Source organism: Streptomyces sp. NPDC005728 (assembly GCF_040630895.1).
GTDB lineage: Bacteria > Actinomycetota > Actinomycetes > Streptomycetales > Streptomycetaceae > Streptomyces.
This window is the reverse complement of record NZ_JBEXYL010000049.1, coordinates 1-13,545: the sequence shown is the minus strand read 5'-3', so window position 1 is coordinate 13,545 and position 13,545 is coordinate 1. Positions and strand designations below refer to the sequence as shown.

Below are 13,545 nucleotides of genomic sequence, written 5' to 3'. Positions count from 1 at the left end.
GTCAGGGCGGGTTGCATGAGGGGACGCATGTCGGAGGCGGAGCGGGCGGGCACATCCCGTCAGGAGACTCGTCAGGACAAGAGCGAGCGTCGTCTTCTCGCCGGGCGGTACCGGCTGGGAGACGTGCTGGGCCGTGGCGGCATGGGCACGGTGTGGCGTGCCGAGGACGAGACCCTGGGCCGGACGGTCGCCGTCAAGGAACTGCGGTTCCCGTCGAACATCGACGAGGAGGAGAAGCGGCGCCTGATCACGCGCACCCTGCGTGAGGCCAAGGCGATCGCCCGGATCCGCAACAACAGCGCGGTGACGGTCTTCGACGTGGTGGACGAGGACGACCGGCCGTGGATCGTCATGGAGTTGGTCGAGGGCAAGTCCCTCGCCGAGGCCATCCGCGAAGACGGCCTGCTGCAGCCGAGGCGCGCGGCCGAGGTCGGCCTCGCCGTCCTCGACGTGCTGCGCTCCGCGCACCGCGAGGGCATCCTGCACCGTGACGTGAAGCCGTCCAACGTGCTCATCGCCGAGGACGGCCGGGTCGTGCTCACCGACTTCGGCATCGCACAGGTCGAGGGCGACCCGTCCATCACCTCCACCGGCATGCTCGTGGGCGCCCCCTCCTACATCTCCCCGGAGCGCGCCCGCGGGCACAAGCCGGGTCCCGCGGCCGACCTGTGGTCGCTGGGCGGTCTGCTGTACGCGGCGGTCGAGGGTGCGCCGCCGTACGACAAGGGTTCGGCGATCGCCACGCTCACCGCGGTGATGACCGAGCCCCTGGAGGAGCCCAAGAACGCGGGTCCGCTCAAGGACGTCATCTACGGCCTGCTCAGCAAGGACCCGGCCCAGCGGCTCGACGACGCCGGCGCCCGGGCCATGCTCAACGCGGTGATCCACGCACCCGAGCCGGAGCCGATGGACGCCACGCGGGTGGTTCCGCTGCCGGCGCAGCCCGGCGGGCCCGGGGGCAGGCGGGGCGAGGAGGCCGGGGAGAAGCTGCGTGGGGCACTGCGTTCGGTCCGCAAGGCGGCCGGGGCGGCGGGCGCGGGGGCGGCCGTGCGTTCGAAGAGCGGTGGCGGTTCGGCGGCGCCAGGCAACGGCGGTGGGCCGGCCATGGACAGCGGTGCGGCCTCCTCCGGTGCGGCGGGCGCCGCGGCATCCGGTCGGCCGGCGGGCCCGGCCCAGGGTTCCGTGGCCGGTCAGGCCAAGGGTTCCGCGGCCGTGCCGAACTCCAGCACGAACAAGCCGAGTTCCGGGTGGCCCGTGGTGCCGCCGCCGGACCTGGACCTGCCGCCGCGGCCGGTGCCGAGGGCGCCGCTCACCGACGTGGTGCCCAAGCGCACGCTGGTGATCATCGCGGTGGTGGTCGTCCTCGCGGTGATCGGCACCGTGCTCGCCCTCACACTCGGCGGGGACGGCGACAAGGGCACCAGGAGCGGCGGCAAGACCGCGGCGAGCGCCAGCGCCTCCACCAAGCAGGACAAGGGCACGGCCAGCAAGGAAAGCACCGGCGGCGCGCGGACGGACGGGGACACCTCGGCGTCCCCCACCACGGGCTCCCGGCCCGGGGGAAGCGCCGACGCGTCCGGCAGCGACGACTCCGGGTCGTCCGATGCGACGTCCGACACGAAGGGCGCCGGCGGCAGCGCGCCGGCGGAGTCGACCCGCAAGGCCGGCCAGGGCTACTCGATCGGGCTGCCCAAGGGGTGGAAGTACCAGTCGACCAGCACCTCCGGAGACCGCTACACCGGCCCCGACGGACAGAAGCTGCTCGTCGGCTGGACCAGCACCCCCAAGGACGACCCGGTGGCGGACTGGAACAACCAGGCGCGCTACATGGTGCGTTCCCACTATCAGAAGATCCGCATAGAGCAGGTGGACTACCGCGGCTGGAACACGGCCGACTGGGAGTTCACCTACACCGAGGGCGGCATCAAGTACCGCACGATCGACCGGGGTTTCGTCGTGAACGGCCATCTCGGTTACGGGCTGATGTACACCGCGAAGGCGGCGAACTGGGACGGCGCGCTGCGCAAGGACACCTGGAAGACGCTGACGACGTCCTTCGAGCCCAACTCGTGATGTGAACGAGCGCTGTTTGGGGCCGTGAGAATCCGCCATCCCCTCAATGCGGGTTGCCTCCGGCACGTATCGTGAATGGTTGCGGACCGTACGGAACCGGATGTGGGTGCGGAACGGGCCGTTGGGGAACGGATGTGAACGACCAGGCGGCCGGGGGAGGCAACGTGGACGACTATGCGGGCCGGGTGCTCGCCGACCGTTACCGCCTGCCGCTGCCGCCCTCCGACGAGTACGAGCTGACCGAGACCCGGGCCTTCGACACCTACAGCGGGCAGGAAGTGCTGGTCCGTCAGGTGCCGTTGCCGGAGGTCGTCGAGGCCGAGGTGCTCGACGCGGAGGGGCTGCCCGAGGGGTTCACCGCCCGTGAGCGTGGGGCCCGCCGCACCCCGGCGGGACGGACCGCCACCCGCAGTCCCTCGGATCCGGCGGTGCGGCGTGCCGTCGAGGCCGCACAGGCGGCGGCCCGCATCCCTGACCATCCGCGCCTGGACCAGGTCTTCGACGTGTTCGCCGAGGGCGGCTCGCTCTGGATCGTCAGCGAGTGGGTGGCCGCCCGCCCGCTGTCCGCGCTGCTGGCCGAGCAACCGCTGACGCCGTACCGGGCGGCCGAGGTCGCCTCCGACGTCCTCATGGCCCTTCGGGTGCTGCACGCCCACGGCTGGGTGCACCGCAATCTCACCGCCCGCACGGTCCTCGTCTGCGACGACGGCCGCGTGCTGCTCACCGGCCTCGCGGTCGGCGCGGCGGAGGAGGCACTGTGCGGGTACGACCCGGTGCCGGCGCAGGACGGACCAGAGGGTCCGCAAGGGCGGGCGGCCCTCGGGCCGGCCGGTGACGGTCACGGCGGCACGGGCGGTCAGGGCTTCGGCGGCGCCGGCGGCCGGGGTGCTGCGGGTGCCGGTGGTGCGGTCGCGGCAGTGAGCGGCCCGGGCGGCTCCACGGGACCCGTTCCCTCCCCCGATGTGGATCCCGAGGCCGCGCGGCGGGCCGCGATCCAGGCGCGGGCGGCCGGCGGATTGCCGGGGCCGGGCAGCGACGGAGGGCCCGGCGGGGCCGCCGTCCCCGGACCGCCGGGGCGACGGGCCCTGGAGAGCGGTGACGACATCCGCGCCGCGCGGGCCGGGGCCATCGCCGCCTACCGTGCGGGAACCCGGGCCGCGGCCCGGGTGCAGGACGACCAGCAGAGCGGCCGCACAGCCCTGCCCGGAGCCCGCCCGTCCGCCGAGAGCGACACCGGGGCCAACGGCACGGGCGGCCGGCCACCGTACTCCTCCGGCCAGGCCACCCCGCCGCCCGGCAGGATCGCCGACCCCTACGGGGTGCACGGCGCCCCGTGGCACGGCGCCTCACCGAGACCGGGCCCCACCGGCACGCCCACCACGCCGGGCGCCGCCGAACAGCGACCGGGACTGCCCCCCGGAGACCCGCGCCCCGGCACGACACCCGGCTCCGGCCGCCTTCCCGTACCGGGCCAGGCGTCTGCCGGTGCGCCGCGCGACTCCGGCGCGGCACCCTCCGGCCGGACCACCGGCTCCGGTTACGGCGCCCCCGACCGCGACGCCCCCTCCGCAGGCGCGGTTCCCGTCGCCTTCCCCGAGCAGGGTGCCCCGGCCTTCCGTTGGGACGACCCCGGTGCCGTGCGGCGTGGCCCGGGTACCGCGCTGGCCGCTGAGCGGGCGCGGCAGGTGCGGATGACCGTGGTGGGGCCGGTGACCGAGCGATGGGCGCCGGAGCAGGCCGGGCCGGTGCACGAGAACTGGCAGCTGGCGGCGCCGATCGGGCCTGCCACCGACCTGTGGGCCCTCGGTGCGTTGCTGTTCCGCGCCGTCCAGGGGCACGCGCCCTACCCCGAGGAGTCCACGGCCGAGCTGGTGCAGCTGGTGTGCGCGGAGCCGCCCGCCTTCGCCGAGGAGTGCGGGCCGCTGCGTCCGGTCGTGGAGTCCCTGCTGCGCCAGGACCCCACCGACCGGCTGGACTTCGAGGAGCTGAGCGGCTGGCTCCGCTCGCTGGTGCGCTCCGCGCCCGAGCCGGACGCCGGCACCCATGTCGTCCCCGTCCCGCCCGCCGACCCGCGCCGGCTGCCGATCGTCCGGCGCCGCGGCGAGCTGGTGCGGCGGCGGCGCGCCGGGGTGCCCGCGCCCCATCCGCACGGCCGGCACAAGCGGGCCCGGCAGGAGGCAGCCCGTTCCCCGCGCAGCCTCGGCCGGACGCTGCTTGTGCTGGTACTGCTCCTGCTGGCGGGCGCGGTGGCGTACGCGCTGCTGTTCATGCCGAAGCAGGGGGAGAGCGGCGCGGCGGGCGGCGAGCACACCGGCAGTGCGGGCCAGGCGAGCCCCGCGCCCTCCCACACGTCACCGCCGTCCTCCGGACAGTCCGCGGACGGCGGATCCTCGGCGTCCGCGCCCGCCACCGGGACCCAGACCGACGGCGGCAGCACGGTCGCCGACGGGTTCACCCTGCGCACGGACCCGGACGGTTTCCAGGTCGCCGTCGCCAAGGGCTGGGACCGCGCGCCCAGGAAGGGCAGCGGTCAGGTGGTCTACTCGCACGGGAACTTCGAGCTGCTGGTCGTACCGGGCCGGGACAGCGCTTCGAGCTACGGCAGCGACCCGATGGTCTACCAGCGGGACAAGGAACGCGAACTGCAGCCGTACCGGGACTCCAGCTGGGCCACGGCCACCGGTCTGCGAACCATCGAGGTCGGCGGACGGACCATGGCCGAGGGCCAGTTCACCTGGACCGACGGACAGGGCCGCGATCTGTATGTGCGCAACATGGCGATCCTGCTGAACGGCCGCTACCACATCGTCCAGATCCGGGGCCCGGAGGCCGAGCGCGACGAGGTGACACGGCTGTACGAGCAGGCTACCGCGACGTACCGCTACACGGGTTGAGCGCCCTGTACACGGGGCGAGCGGCGAGGGATTCGGTTCCCGTTCGCGCGCAGAAGCGACAACCGTCACAGTGCGGTCTCCTTGGCACCCCGCTTGTTCCCAGAGTGCAGGCCGGTCCTTAGTCTGACCCTGTCAAGAGCATTGCGGGGCAACGTGAATCAGATGCAGGGCCTGCTGGTGGCGGGCCGCTACCGGCTCGCCGATTCCATCGGCAGCGGCGGCATGGGCCGGGTGTGGCGCGCCCACGACGAGGTGTTGCACCGGACGGTCGCCGTCAAGGAGTTGACCGCAGCGCTCTACGTCTCCGAGAGCGACCAGGGCGTTCTGCTCGCCCGCACCCGGGCCGAGGCCCGGGCCGCCGCGCGCATCAACCACTCCGCCGTGGTCACCGTCCATGACGTGCTCGAGCACGACGGCCGCCCGTGGATCGTGATGGAGCTGGTCGAGGGCCACTCGCTGGCCGACTCGGTCAAGGAGAACGGGCGCCTGGAGGCCCGCGAGGCCGCCCGGATCGGCCTGTGGGTGCTGCGCGCGCTGCGCGCCGCGCACTCCGCCGGCGTGCTCCACCGCGACGTCAAGCCCGGCAACGTGCTGCTGGGCCGAGACGGCCGGGTCCTGCTCACCGATTTCGGCATCGCCCAGATCGAGGGCGACACCACCATCACCCGCACCGGAGAGGTCGTCGGCTCGGTCGACTACCTCGCGCCCGAGCGGGTGCGCGGCCACGACCCCGGCCCGTCCTCGGACCTGTGGGCGCTGGGCGCCACGCTGTACACGGCGGTCGAGGGGCGCTCGCCGTTCCGTCGCACCTCGCCACTGAGCACCATGCAGGCGGTCGTCGAGGAGGAGGCCGAGGAGCCCCGCCACGCCGGCGCGCTCGGCCCTGTGATCGCCGCCCTGCTGCGCAAGGAGCCGGCCCAGCGGCCGGGCGCGGAGGAGGCGGAGCAGATGCTCGCGGAGGCGGCGGAGGGCCGCCGGCCGAGCACCGCGCAGGCATTCGTCCCGACCCAGGGCGCGGGCGTGGACACCGGCGGGCCGTACGCCTCAGGTACGCATGCCTCCGGTACGCACGCCCCAGGCATGTACGCCTCCGGCAGCTACGCCTCGGCAGCGGGCACCTCGGGCTACGGCTCCGGGACGACCGCGGCCGGACACCGCTCGGGCGCGGCAGGGGGTTCCGTCACCGGTCCGACGGCGGTCGGCCCGGGCGGGATGGGGCCGACCATGGTGGGGCCGCCCACGCACACCGCACCGGCCCGTCCCCGCCCCCGGCGCCGTCTGCGCACGCTCGCGCTGGTCGTCGCCGTCGCGGCCGTCCTCGGCGGCGGCGCCGCGGTGGTCGTCCGGCAGTGGGACGGGTTCCAGAGGGACACCGAGGCGGGCGGGGCCACCCCGGCGCCGGCGAACTCGGCTTCGAGCAGCCCGGGTCCGGAGGGCGCGGTCCCTGACAGCTGGGTGCGTCACGACGACCCGGAGGGCTTCAGCCTCTACCTGCCCAAGGGCTGGAAGCGCAAGGTGTACGAGATCAAGGGCGATCTCAAGCAGATCGACTACACGCCGGACGGCGGCCTGCACTTCGTCCGCATCGCGATCGACACCGACCCGGACTTCGCCGACGCCTACCAGCACCAGAAGGACCTGGAGCAGCAGCTCCAGCGGCTGGTCGACTTCCGGACCGTGACCATGAAGAAGAACACCTACCGCGACCGCGAGGGCTCGCTGTGGGATTACACCTGGAACGCGTTGGCGAAGGACCCGCCCTACGTGGCCGGGCCGCGCCACGCCATCGAGGAGACGTACTACTCGCGGGAGGGCACGGAGTACGCGATCTACATGTCGACGCCCGCCGAGGACTGGGCGAAGACGAGCAAACAGTTCAAGTGGGTCCTCCAGGGGTGGCAGCCGAACTCCGGCTGACCGGGTGATGCTTGGCCGATGACCGCCCCGGAGGCATGCGGCCGGTGCGGCATGATGGGGCTCATGGGATCCGAGGGGGACGACTTCCGTGTGATCGCGGGCCGTTACCGCCTTCAGGCGCGGATCGGGCGCGGCGGAATGGGCGTCGTATGGCGAGCGAGCGACCAGGTGCTGGGCCGCCTCGTCGCGGTCAAGGAGCTGGCCCCGGACGACTCCCTCGCGGAGGACGACGCCCGTCGTCGCCGTGAGCGCACCTTCCGCGAGGCGCGGGCGGTCGCGCAGCTGCGGCACCCGCACATCATCGTCGTGCACGACGTGGTCGAGCAGGACGAACGGCCGTACATCGTGATGGAGTTGATCGACGGCGGTTCGCTCGCCGACCGAGTCGCCGCAGGTGGCCCGGTCGATGCGGCGGAGGCCGCACGGATCGGCATCGACCTGCTGAGCGCGCTGCGCACCGCGCACGAGGCCGGGGTGCTGCACCGGGACATCAAGCCCGCGAACGTGCTGATCGAGTCGGGCACCGACCGGGTCGTGCTCACCGACTTCGGTATCGCGCAGGTCGCGGGTGCCACCACGCTCACCGAGACCGGCTCCTTCGTCGGCTCGCCCGAGTACACCGCCCCCGAGCGGATGTCCGGCGTCCGTACCGGGCCGGAGTCCGACCTGTGGTCGGTCGGCGCGCTGCTGTGCGCGGTGCTCAGCGGCGAGTCCCCGTTCCGGCGTGACTCGCTCGGCGGCATCCTGCACGCCGTCGTCGCCGCCGAGATCCGGCCACCCGCGCAGGCCGAACCGCTGCTGCCCGTCGTACGCGGCCTGCTGGAGCGCGACCCGGACCGGCGGCTGGGCGCGGCCGATGCCGAGCGGATGCTGCGGACGTTCCTGGAGACCGGCCGCACCCCGGCCGCGCCCGGCACCCCGGGCACGGGCCGCACGCCCAGGACCGGTGACTCCGGACGGCGTACGCCCGTGATCCCCTACACGCCGACCGCGCACGACGTGCCGCGCGGCTCGCTCGCACCGTCCGCGGCCACCGCCGAACAGGCCCCGGCCACACGCCAGTCGGCGCGCGGAGTGCTGGTCGCGGCGCTGCTCGTGGCCGCGGTGGCCGGGGCGGGCGTCTCGGCGGCGGCCCTGCTGCTGAACCAGGGCGGGGACGGCGGAGGCGGCACACCGGACCGTACGGCGACCAGCCCGCCGGCGCGGACGAGCAACTCCGCGTCACCCTCCGCGTCACCCTCTCCGTCGGCCACCGCGAGCAGCTCACCGGCGAACTCGGCCACCCACACCGCCCCTTCCGGCTACCGCACCGCCCGGGACCCGGCCGGCTTCTCCCTGGCCGTACCGCAGGACTTCACCCGCGAGCAGCAGGGCGAGCGGGTCTTCTACCTCTCCCCGGGGCAGACCTTCCGCCTCGGCGTCAAGGTCGCCGAGCCCGGCCCGGGCGGCCCCGTCGCGGTGATGAACCGGTCCGCGGCCGACGGACCCAGCACCAACCCCGGTTACCACGACGGCCGGGTCGCCGAGACCACGCACGCCGGACACCCCGCCGCGTCCTGGGAGTTCACCTGGGACGGCTTCAGCGCCGCGGAGGGCCCGCGCCACACCTACGACCTGTGCTGGGAGGAGGGCGGGCGGATGTACGACGTGTGGGTGTCGGCTCCGGTCGGCAAGGTCCGGGAGGCTCGCGAGTACTTCGACGTGGCCGTGGACACCTTCTCGGTCACGGCTCTGTGACCGGTTCGCATCCCCTGTGGCTGCGGACGCACATGGCGCGATATGGATGAACCATGAGCAGTGACGGGGGACTCGGCCGCGCGGCCGACGACACGACGAGTTTTGTTCTGCAACCGCCGAGCCCGAACCCGGGCCCGCGGCCTCCTGCGGTGCCCGCCCAGGGTGCGGGGCCGCTGATCGGCGGGCGGTACCGGCTGCTCGCCAAGCTGGGCCACGGCGGGATGGGCACGGTGTGGCGGGCCAAGGACGAGATGGTGGACCGCGAGGTCGCCGTCAAGGAACCCCGGGTACCGGACCATGTTCCCGAGCGGGAGCGCGCCAACGCCTTCGAGCGGATGCGCCGCGAGGCGCGTGCGGCGGCCCGCCTCGACCATCCCGCGGTGGTCGACGTGTACGACGTCGCGGTCGTCGACGGCCGGCCGTGGATCGTGATGGAGCTGGTGCACGGCCGCTCGCTGGGCGCCGCGCTCCAGGAGGGCACCCTGGACGCGCGCGAGGCCGCCCGGATCGGTCTCCAGGTGCTCGGCGCGCTGGAGGCGGCACACGCGGCGGGCGTCCTGCACCGGGACGTGAAACCGGACAACGTACTGCTGGGCCGGTACGACCGGGTCGTCCTCACGGACTTCGGCATCGCGCAGATCGAGGGCGAGACGAACCTGACGGACACCGGTGGCTTCGTCGGCTCGCCCGAGTACATCGCGCCGGAACGCGTGCTGGGGCAGCGCCCCGGCCCGGCGAGCGACCTGTGGTCCCTGGGCGTGGTCCTCTACACGGCCACCGAGGGCGTCTCCCCGTTCCGGCGCAGCAACACCCCCGCCACCCTCCAGTCCGTCCTCAACGCCACCCCGGCCGCGCCCGCCGCCGCGCGCGGCCCGCTGGCCGAGGCCGTCAACAGCCTGCTCCAGAAGGACCCCGGGCGCCGTCCGACGGCGGCGCAGGTGCGTGCCCTGCTGGAAGCGGCCGCGAACCCGCCGGCGCCGGAGCCCACCCAGCGCGTGCAGGTCACCGCGCCCGCCGCCCGGGCCCCGCGCCTGGGCCGGAAGATCTGGCTGGGCGTGGGCGCTGCCGTGGTCGCGGCCGCGGTGGCCGGCTACCTCGTCCTCGCCGACCCCTTCGCCGGCCCGCTGCCGGACGGCTGGGCGAAGAAGACGGACACCGAGCTGGGTGTCGTCCTCGCCGTCCCCGCGACCTACCAGCCCGGTCACCCGGAGAAGAACGCCACCGACCAGACCTGGGTGTCGTACACGGACCGGAGCGGAGCCATCTCGATCGTCCTGGACCTGACCAGGAAATCGGACGACTCCCTGAACGAGATCAAGAGCAACGCGGCGGCCCAGATGCACGCCGACGACGAGAAGTTCAAGAACGAGGGCGAGTACGACCTCGACATGCCCAAGGGCGCGAAGACGCACCCGGACGACAACACGAAGTACCAGGGCAGAGAAGCCGCCACGAACACCGTCGCCTACACGACCGACGACAGCCAGGACCCGCGCCCCCGCGAGCTCCAGATCTTCTACTACCGCACCAAGTCCGGCGACCTGTACCGGCTCACCATCGGCTACCCGGGCGCGGGCGACTTCACGGCCCGCGGCCGGGAGGTGGCGAAGACGGCGATCACCAACCTGGACATCAAGAAGCCCTGAGGACCGGAAGGCCGGCCCGGGCCTTCTCCCGGTACCGCCCGGGCGTCGTCCCGAACTCGCGGCTGAACGCGTGCGAGAGGGCGTACGGGCTGCCGTAGCCGGTCTCCCGGGCCACCGTGGCCAGGGGCACGTCCGAGTCGCGCAGGCGGGTCGCGGCCAGGGTCAGACGCCACCAGGTGAGGTATGCCATCGGCGGGCGCCCGACCAGGGTGGTGAAGCGGCGGGACAGGGTGGCGCGGGAGACGCCCGCCCTCGCGGCCAGCAGGTCGTTCGACCAGGGGGCGGCGGGGTCGGTGTGCAGGGCGCGCAGGGCCGTCGCCGTCGCCGGGTCGGTCAGGGCCGTCGGCCACACGCCGGTCGGCGCCTCCGTCATCCAGGCCCGGAGCACGTAGATCAGCAGGAGGTCCAGCAGACCGGGGAGGGCGAGGGCCGATCCCGGGTGGGTGCCGGTCAGCTCCCTGGCCAAGAGGTCCACCGCGGCACGCAGTTCGGGGTGGGCGCCCACCCGGTTCCGCAGGTGCACCGTCTCCGGCAGCTCCGCCATCAGCGGATGCGCCCGGCTGCGGTCCAGGCGGTACTTGCCGCACAGCAGCTCCACTTCGGGGCCGTCCTCGGGGAACCGTACGTCCTCGTCCCGCACCTCCTCGAACGGCACGGCCCGCCGCACCTCGGCGGGCTCCGCCGCCCCGTGCGCCAGCACATGCCCCGCGCCGTGCGGCAGCAGCACGACATCGCCCGTCCCCAGGTCCACCGGGTCCCCGCCCTCCTCCGGCAGCAGCCGGCAGGCGCCGCCGAGGACGACATGGAACCCCGCGCCCTCGTAGGGCGCCAGCCGCACGCACCAGCGGCCGCTCACCCGGAGCCGGTTCGAGGAGGGCCGGCCCACCCGGACCGCGGAGATCGCATCGCTCACCACATCCATGAGACGTCAGCGTATCCAGTCGAGCCGGAGAAGCATTGGGATGCTCATCCCGGGTTCCTAGGCTCGTCACCATGACGGAAGACAACGTGCAGAGGTTCGTGATCGGGGACGTCGAGGTCCTTCGGGTCGTCGAGTGGCAGGGACCGTTCGCCACCGCTCGGCAGCTCGTCCCGGACTGTGGTCCGGAGGTGTGGAAGGAGCACGAGGAGCAGCTCGTGCCCGGCCACTGGGAGCCCGGCGGCGACCTGGCCGTGTCCGCGCTCCAGACCTGGGTGGTGCGCAGCGCCGGACGGACGGTGCTGGTCGACACCGGCGTGGGCAGGGACCGGGAACGGCCCGGGAACCCGCTGTTCCACCGGCGGCAGGGCGACCTGCCGGGGCGGCTGCGGCAGGCCGGCGTGGATCCGGGCGACGTCGACCTCGTGGTGAACACCCACATCCACGCCGACCACGTCGGCTGGAACACCTACGACGCCGACGGCGAGTGGGCGCCCGTCTTCCCGGGCGCCCGGTACCTCCTGCCGGCCGCCGACGACCATTACTTCGGGCCCGAGGGCGGCTACGGCGGCGGTGTGCGCGTGGACGACCGGCTCCTCTACGAGGACAGCATCGCGCCCGTGCACCGGGCCGGGCAGGCCGTGGTGTGGGACGGCGCGCACCGCATCGACGAGCATCTCGTCCTGGAGTCCGCCCCCGGCCACACCCCGGGATCCTCCGTCCTGCGCGTGGAATCGCGCGGAGAGCGGGCCGTGTTCGTCGGGGACATGCTGCACAGTCCGGTGCAGATCCTGCGCCCCGAGTGCAACAGCTGCTTCTGTCTGGACCCGCTGCAGGCGGCCGAGACCCGGCGCCGGGTGCTCGAACGCGCCGCCGGCGAGCGGGCCCTGGTCGTCCCCGCCCACTTCGGCGGCGCCGGTGCCGTGGAAGTGCGCAAGGACCGCGGGGAGTTCACCTTGCACCGGTGGGCCGCCTGACCGCCTGACCGTCCGCCTGACTGCCTGACCGTCCGTCTGACCGTCTGACCGTCCGTCTGACCGCCCGGCCGACCGGCTTACCGGTCGGCCGCCCGACCCTTTGGCCGCCTGACCGCCCGACTTCGACAAGGGCATGGTGCGCACGGTACTCATGTGACATGAGTGGAGACGGCGAACTCCCGCCCGACGGACGTCTGATCGGTGGGTGCTACCGGCTGGTCGAGCGCATCGGGTCCGGCCCGACCGGGACGGTCTGGCGTGCCCGGGACGAGCGGGGGCAGGGACAGGTCGCTGTCAAGGAGCCCGCGTTGCCGGCCGATCCGGCCGACGACGAGGAGAGCCGGCGCGTCGCACACCGGCTCTACCACGAGTCCCGGGCCGCGGCGCGGGTGCGGCACCTCTCCGCCGTCACGATTCACGACGTCGTCAGCGAGGACGGAGTCCCCTGGATCGTCATGGAGTTGGTCGAGGGCGAGTCGCTGCGGGAGATCCTCCGGCGCAGGCCCCTCCCGCCCGCCGAGGCCGCCCGGGTCGGGCTCGCGGTCCTCGGTGCGCTGCGGGCCGCGCACGCCGTCGGGATCGTGCACCGGGGCCTCAAGCCCACCAACGTCCTGATCGAGTCCGGCACCGGCAGGGTCGTCCTCACCGACTTCGGGACAGGGGACGGGCACGCCGAGGAGGCTCCCGCCGCGTTCGTCGCCCCCGAGCGGGCGTCGGGTCCCGGCGCCGGGCCGGCCTCCGACCTGTGGTCGCTGGGTGCGCTCCTGGCCGCCGCCGTCGAGGACGCGGGGTCGGGCCCCCTCGGGCCGCTGCTGGCGAGGCTGCACGCGCAGGAGCCCGAGGCGCGGCCGGGCGCGGAGGACGTGGCGGAGGCACTGGCGGCGCTGGCCGGTGAAGGGGCCGTGGAAGCCTCCGGAGCGGACAGTGCACCGGCGCTGGAGCGGGCGCCGGCGGCAGAACCCCTGCGGCCGCTGGAGCGGGCGCGGGTGGCAGAACCCCTGCCTGTGCCCCCCGCCCCCGCCGCGGACCAGCGCCGTCGCACCCCACTCGCCGCTCTCGGTCTCCTTCTCGCATCCACGCGGAAAAACCCGGAGCCGAGTGATCATCACCCGACAACCCGCTGATCAGCACATTTGCTGCCAGTGATCACTGGCGTCGTGTGTGCACTCGGTGAATCCCCGTTACCGACGGGTACCCAAAGCCTCCGCTGCGGCATACCCTGCGCGTCATGACGGACTCGCAGGCCCCGGACATCACCGGCACCAACCCCCTCGCGCCCGCCCCCGAAGGCGCCCGCACCGCCGCCGACGTGGTCACCCCCGAACTGGTGGCCCAGCTGACCAAGGGCGTCGTCGGCTCAGGCCGTACCGCCAACCACACCC

General features: G+C 73.8%; 8 protein-coding genes. 7 read left to right on the top strand and 1 reads right to left on the bottom strand.

The features are described 5' to 3' along the window. Window positions 1–27: 27 nt before the first annotated feature. The 5 genes from ABZ471_RS28420 (at window position 28) to ABZ471_RS28400 (ending at window position 10,267) form a co-directional block, all read left to right on the top strand. Window positions 28–2,073: a serine/threonine-protein kinase gene (locus tag ABZ471_RS28420; RefSeq protein ID WP_359070207.1), complete on the top strand. Its 2,046-nt coding sequence runs from the start codon at window positions 28–30 to the stop codon at window positions 2,071–2,073. 134 nt (window positions 2,074–2,207) lie between these two features. Next, window positions 2,208–4,967 carry a protein kinase gene (locus tag ABZ471_RS28415; protein WP_359070205.1) on the top strand — a complete coding sequence of 920 codons (2,760 nt, stop codon included), beginning with the start codon at window positions 2,208–2,210 and terminating at the stop codon, window positions 4,965–4,967. 162 nt (window positions 4,968–5,129) lie between these two features. Then, the gene (locus ABZ471_RS28410) at window positions 5,130–6,884 is read left to right on the top strand and encodes a serine/threonine-protein kinase (RefSeq protein ID WP_359070289.1); all 1,755 of its coding nucleotides are present in this window, start codon (window positions 5,130–5,132) and stop codon (window positions 6,882–6,884) included. Between the two features lie 63 nt (window positions 6,885–6,947). Then, window positions 6,948–8,621, top strand: a complete 1,674-nt coding sequence (locus tag ABZ471_RS28405) for a serine/threonine-protein kinase (RefSeq protein ID WP_359070203.1) — start codon at window positions 6,948–6,950, stop codon at window positions 8,619–8,621. A gap of 53 nt (window positions 8,622–8,674) precedes the next feature. Then, on the top strand, window positions 8,675–10,267 hold the full coding sequence (locus ABZ471_RS28400; RefSeq protein WP_359070201.1) for a serine/threonine-protein kinase: 1,593 nt from the start codon (window positions 8,675–8,677) through the stop codon (window positions 10,265–10,267). Here ABZ471_RS28400 and ABZ471_RS28395 read toward each other — a convergent pair. Beyond that, on the bottom strand, window positions 10,254–11,189 hold the full coding sequence (locus ABZ471_RS28395; protein ID WP_359070199.1) for an AraC family transcriptional regulator: 936 nt from the start codon (window positions 11,187–11,189) through the stop codon (window positions 10,254–10,256). The two genes, ABZ471_RS28400 and ABZ471_RS28395, sit on opposite strands and share 14 nt — an antisense overlap. Before the next feature lie 71 nt (window positions 11,190–11,260). On the opposite strand from ABZ471_RS28395, the gene ABZ471_RS28390 reads away from it, so the two are divergent. Both ABZ471_RS28390 and ABZ471_RS28385 read left to right on the top strand, forming a co-directional pair. Continuing rightward, on the top strand, window positions 11,261–12,163 hold the full coding sequence (locus ABZ471_RS28390) for an MBL fold metallo-hydrolase (RefSeq protein WP_359070197.1): 903 nt from the start codon (window positions 11,261–11,263) through the stop codon (window positions 12,161–12,163). 158 nt (window positions 12,164–12,321) lie between these two features. After that, a complete protein-coding gene (locus ABZ471_RS28385; protein ID WP_359070195.1) occupies window positions 12,322–13,287 on the top strand; it encodes a serine/threonine-protein kinase in 966 nt (321 codons plus the stop codon). Window positions 13,288–13,545 lie beyond the last annotated feature (258 nt).

Excerpts from the sequence above, each read along its gene's own strand:
- ABZ471_RS28420 (WP_359070207.1), top strand. The coding sequence starts at position 28 with ATGTCGGAGGCGGAGCGGGCGGGCACATCCCGTCAGGAGACTCGTCAG.
- ABZ471_RS28410 (WP_359070289.1), top strand. The coding sequence starts at position 5,130 with ATGCAGGGCCTGCTGGTGGCGGGCCGCTACCGGCTCGCCGATTCCATC.
- ABZ471_RS28405 (WP_359070203.1), top strand. The coding sequence starts at position 6,948 with ATGGGATCCGAGGGGGACGACTTCCGTGTGATCGCGGGCCGTTACCGC.
- ABZ471_RS28400 (WP_359070201.1), top strand. The coding sequence starts at position 8,675 with ATGAGCAGTGACGGGGGACTCGGCCGCGCGGCCGACGACACGACGAGT.
- ABZ471_RS28395 (WP_359070199.1), bottom strand. The coding sequence starts at position 11,189 with ATGGATGTGGTGAGCGATGCGATCTCCGCGGTCCGGGTGGGCCGGCCC.
- ABZ471_RS28390 (WP_359070197.1), top strand. The coding sequence starts at position 11,261 with ATGACGGAAGACAACGTGCAGAGGTTCGTGATCGGGGACGTCGAGGTC.
- ABZ471_RS28385 (WP_359070195.1), top strand. The coding sequence starts at position 12,322 with ATGAGTGGAGACGGCGAACTCCCGCCCGACGGACGTCTGATCGGTGGG.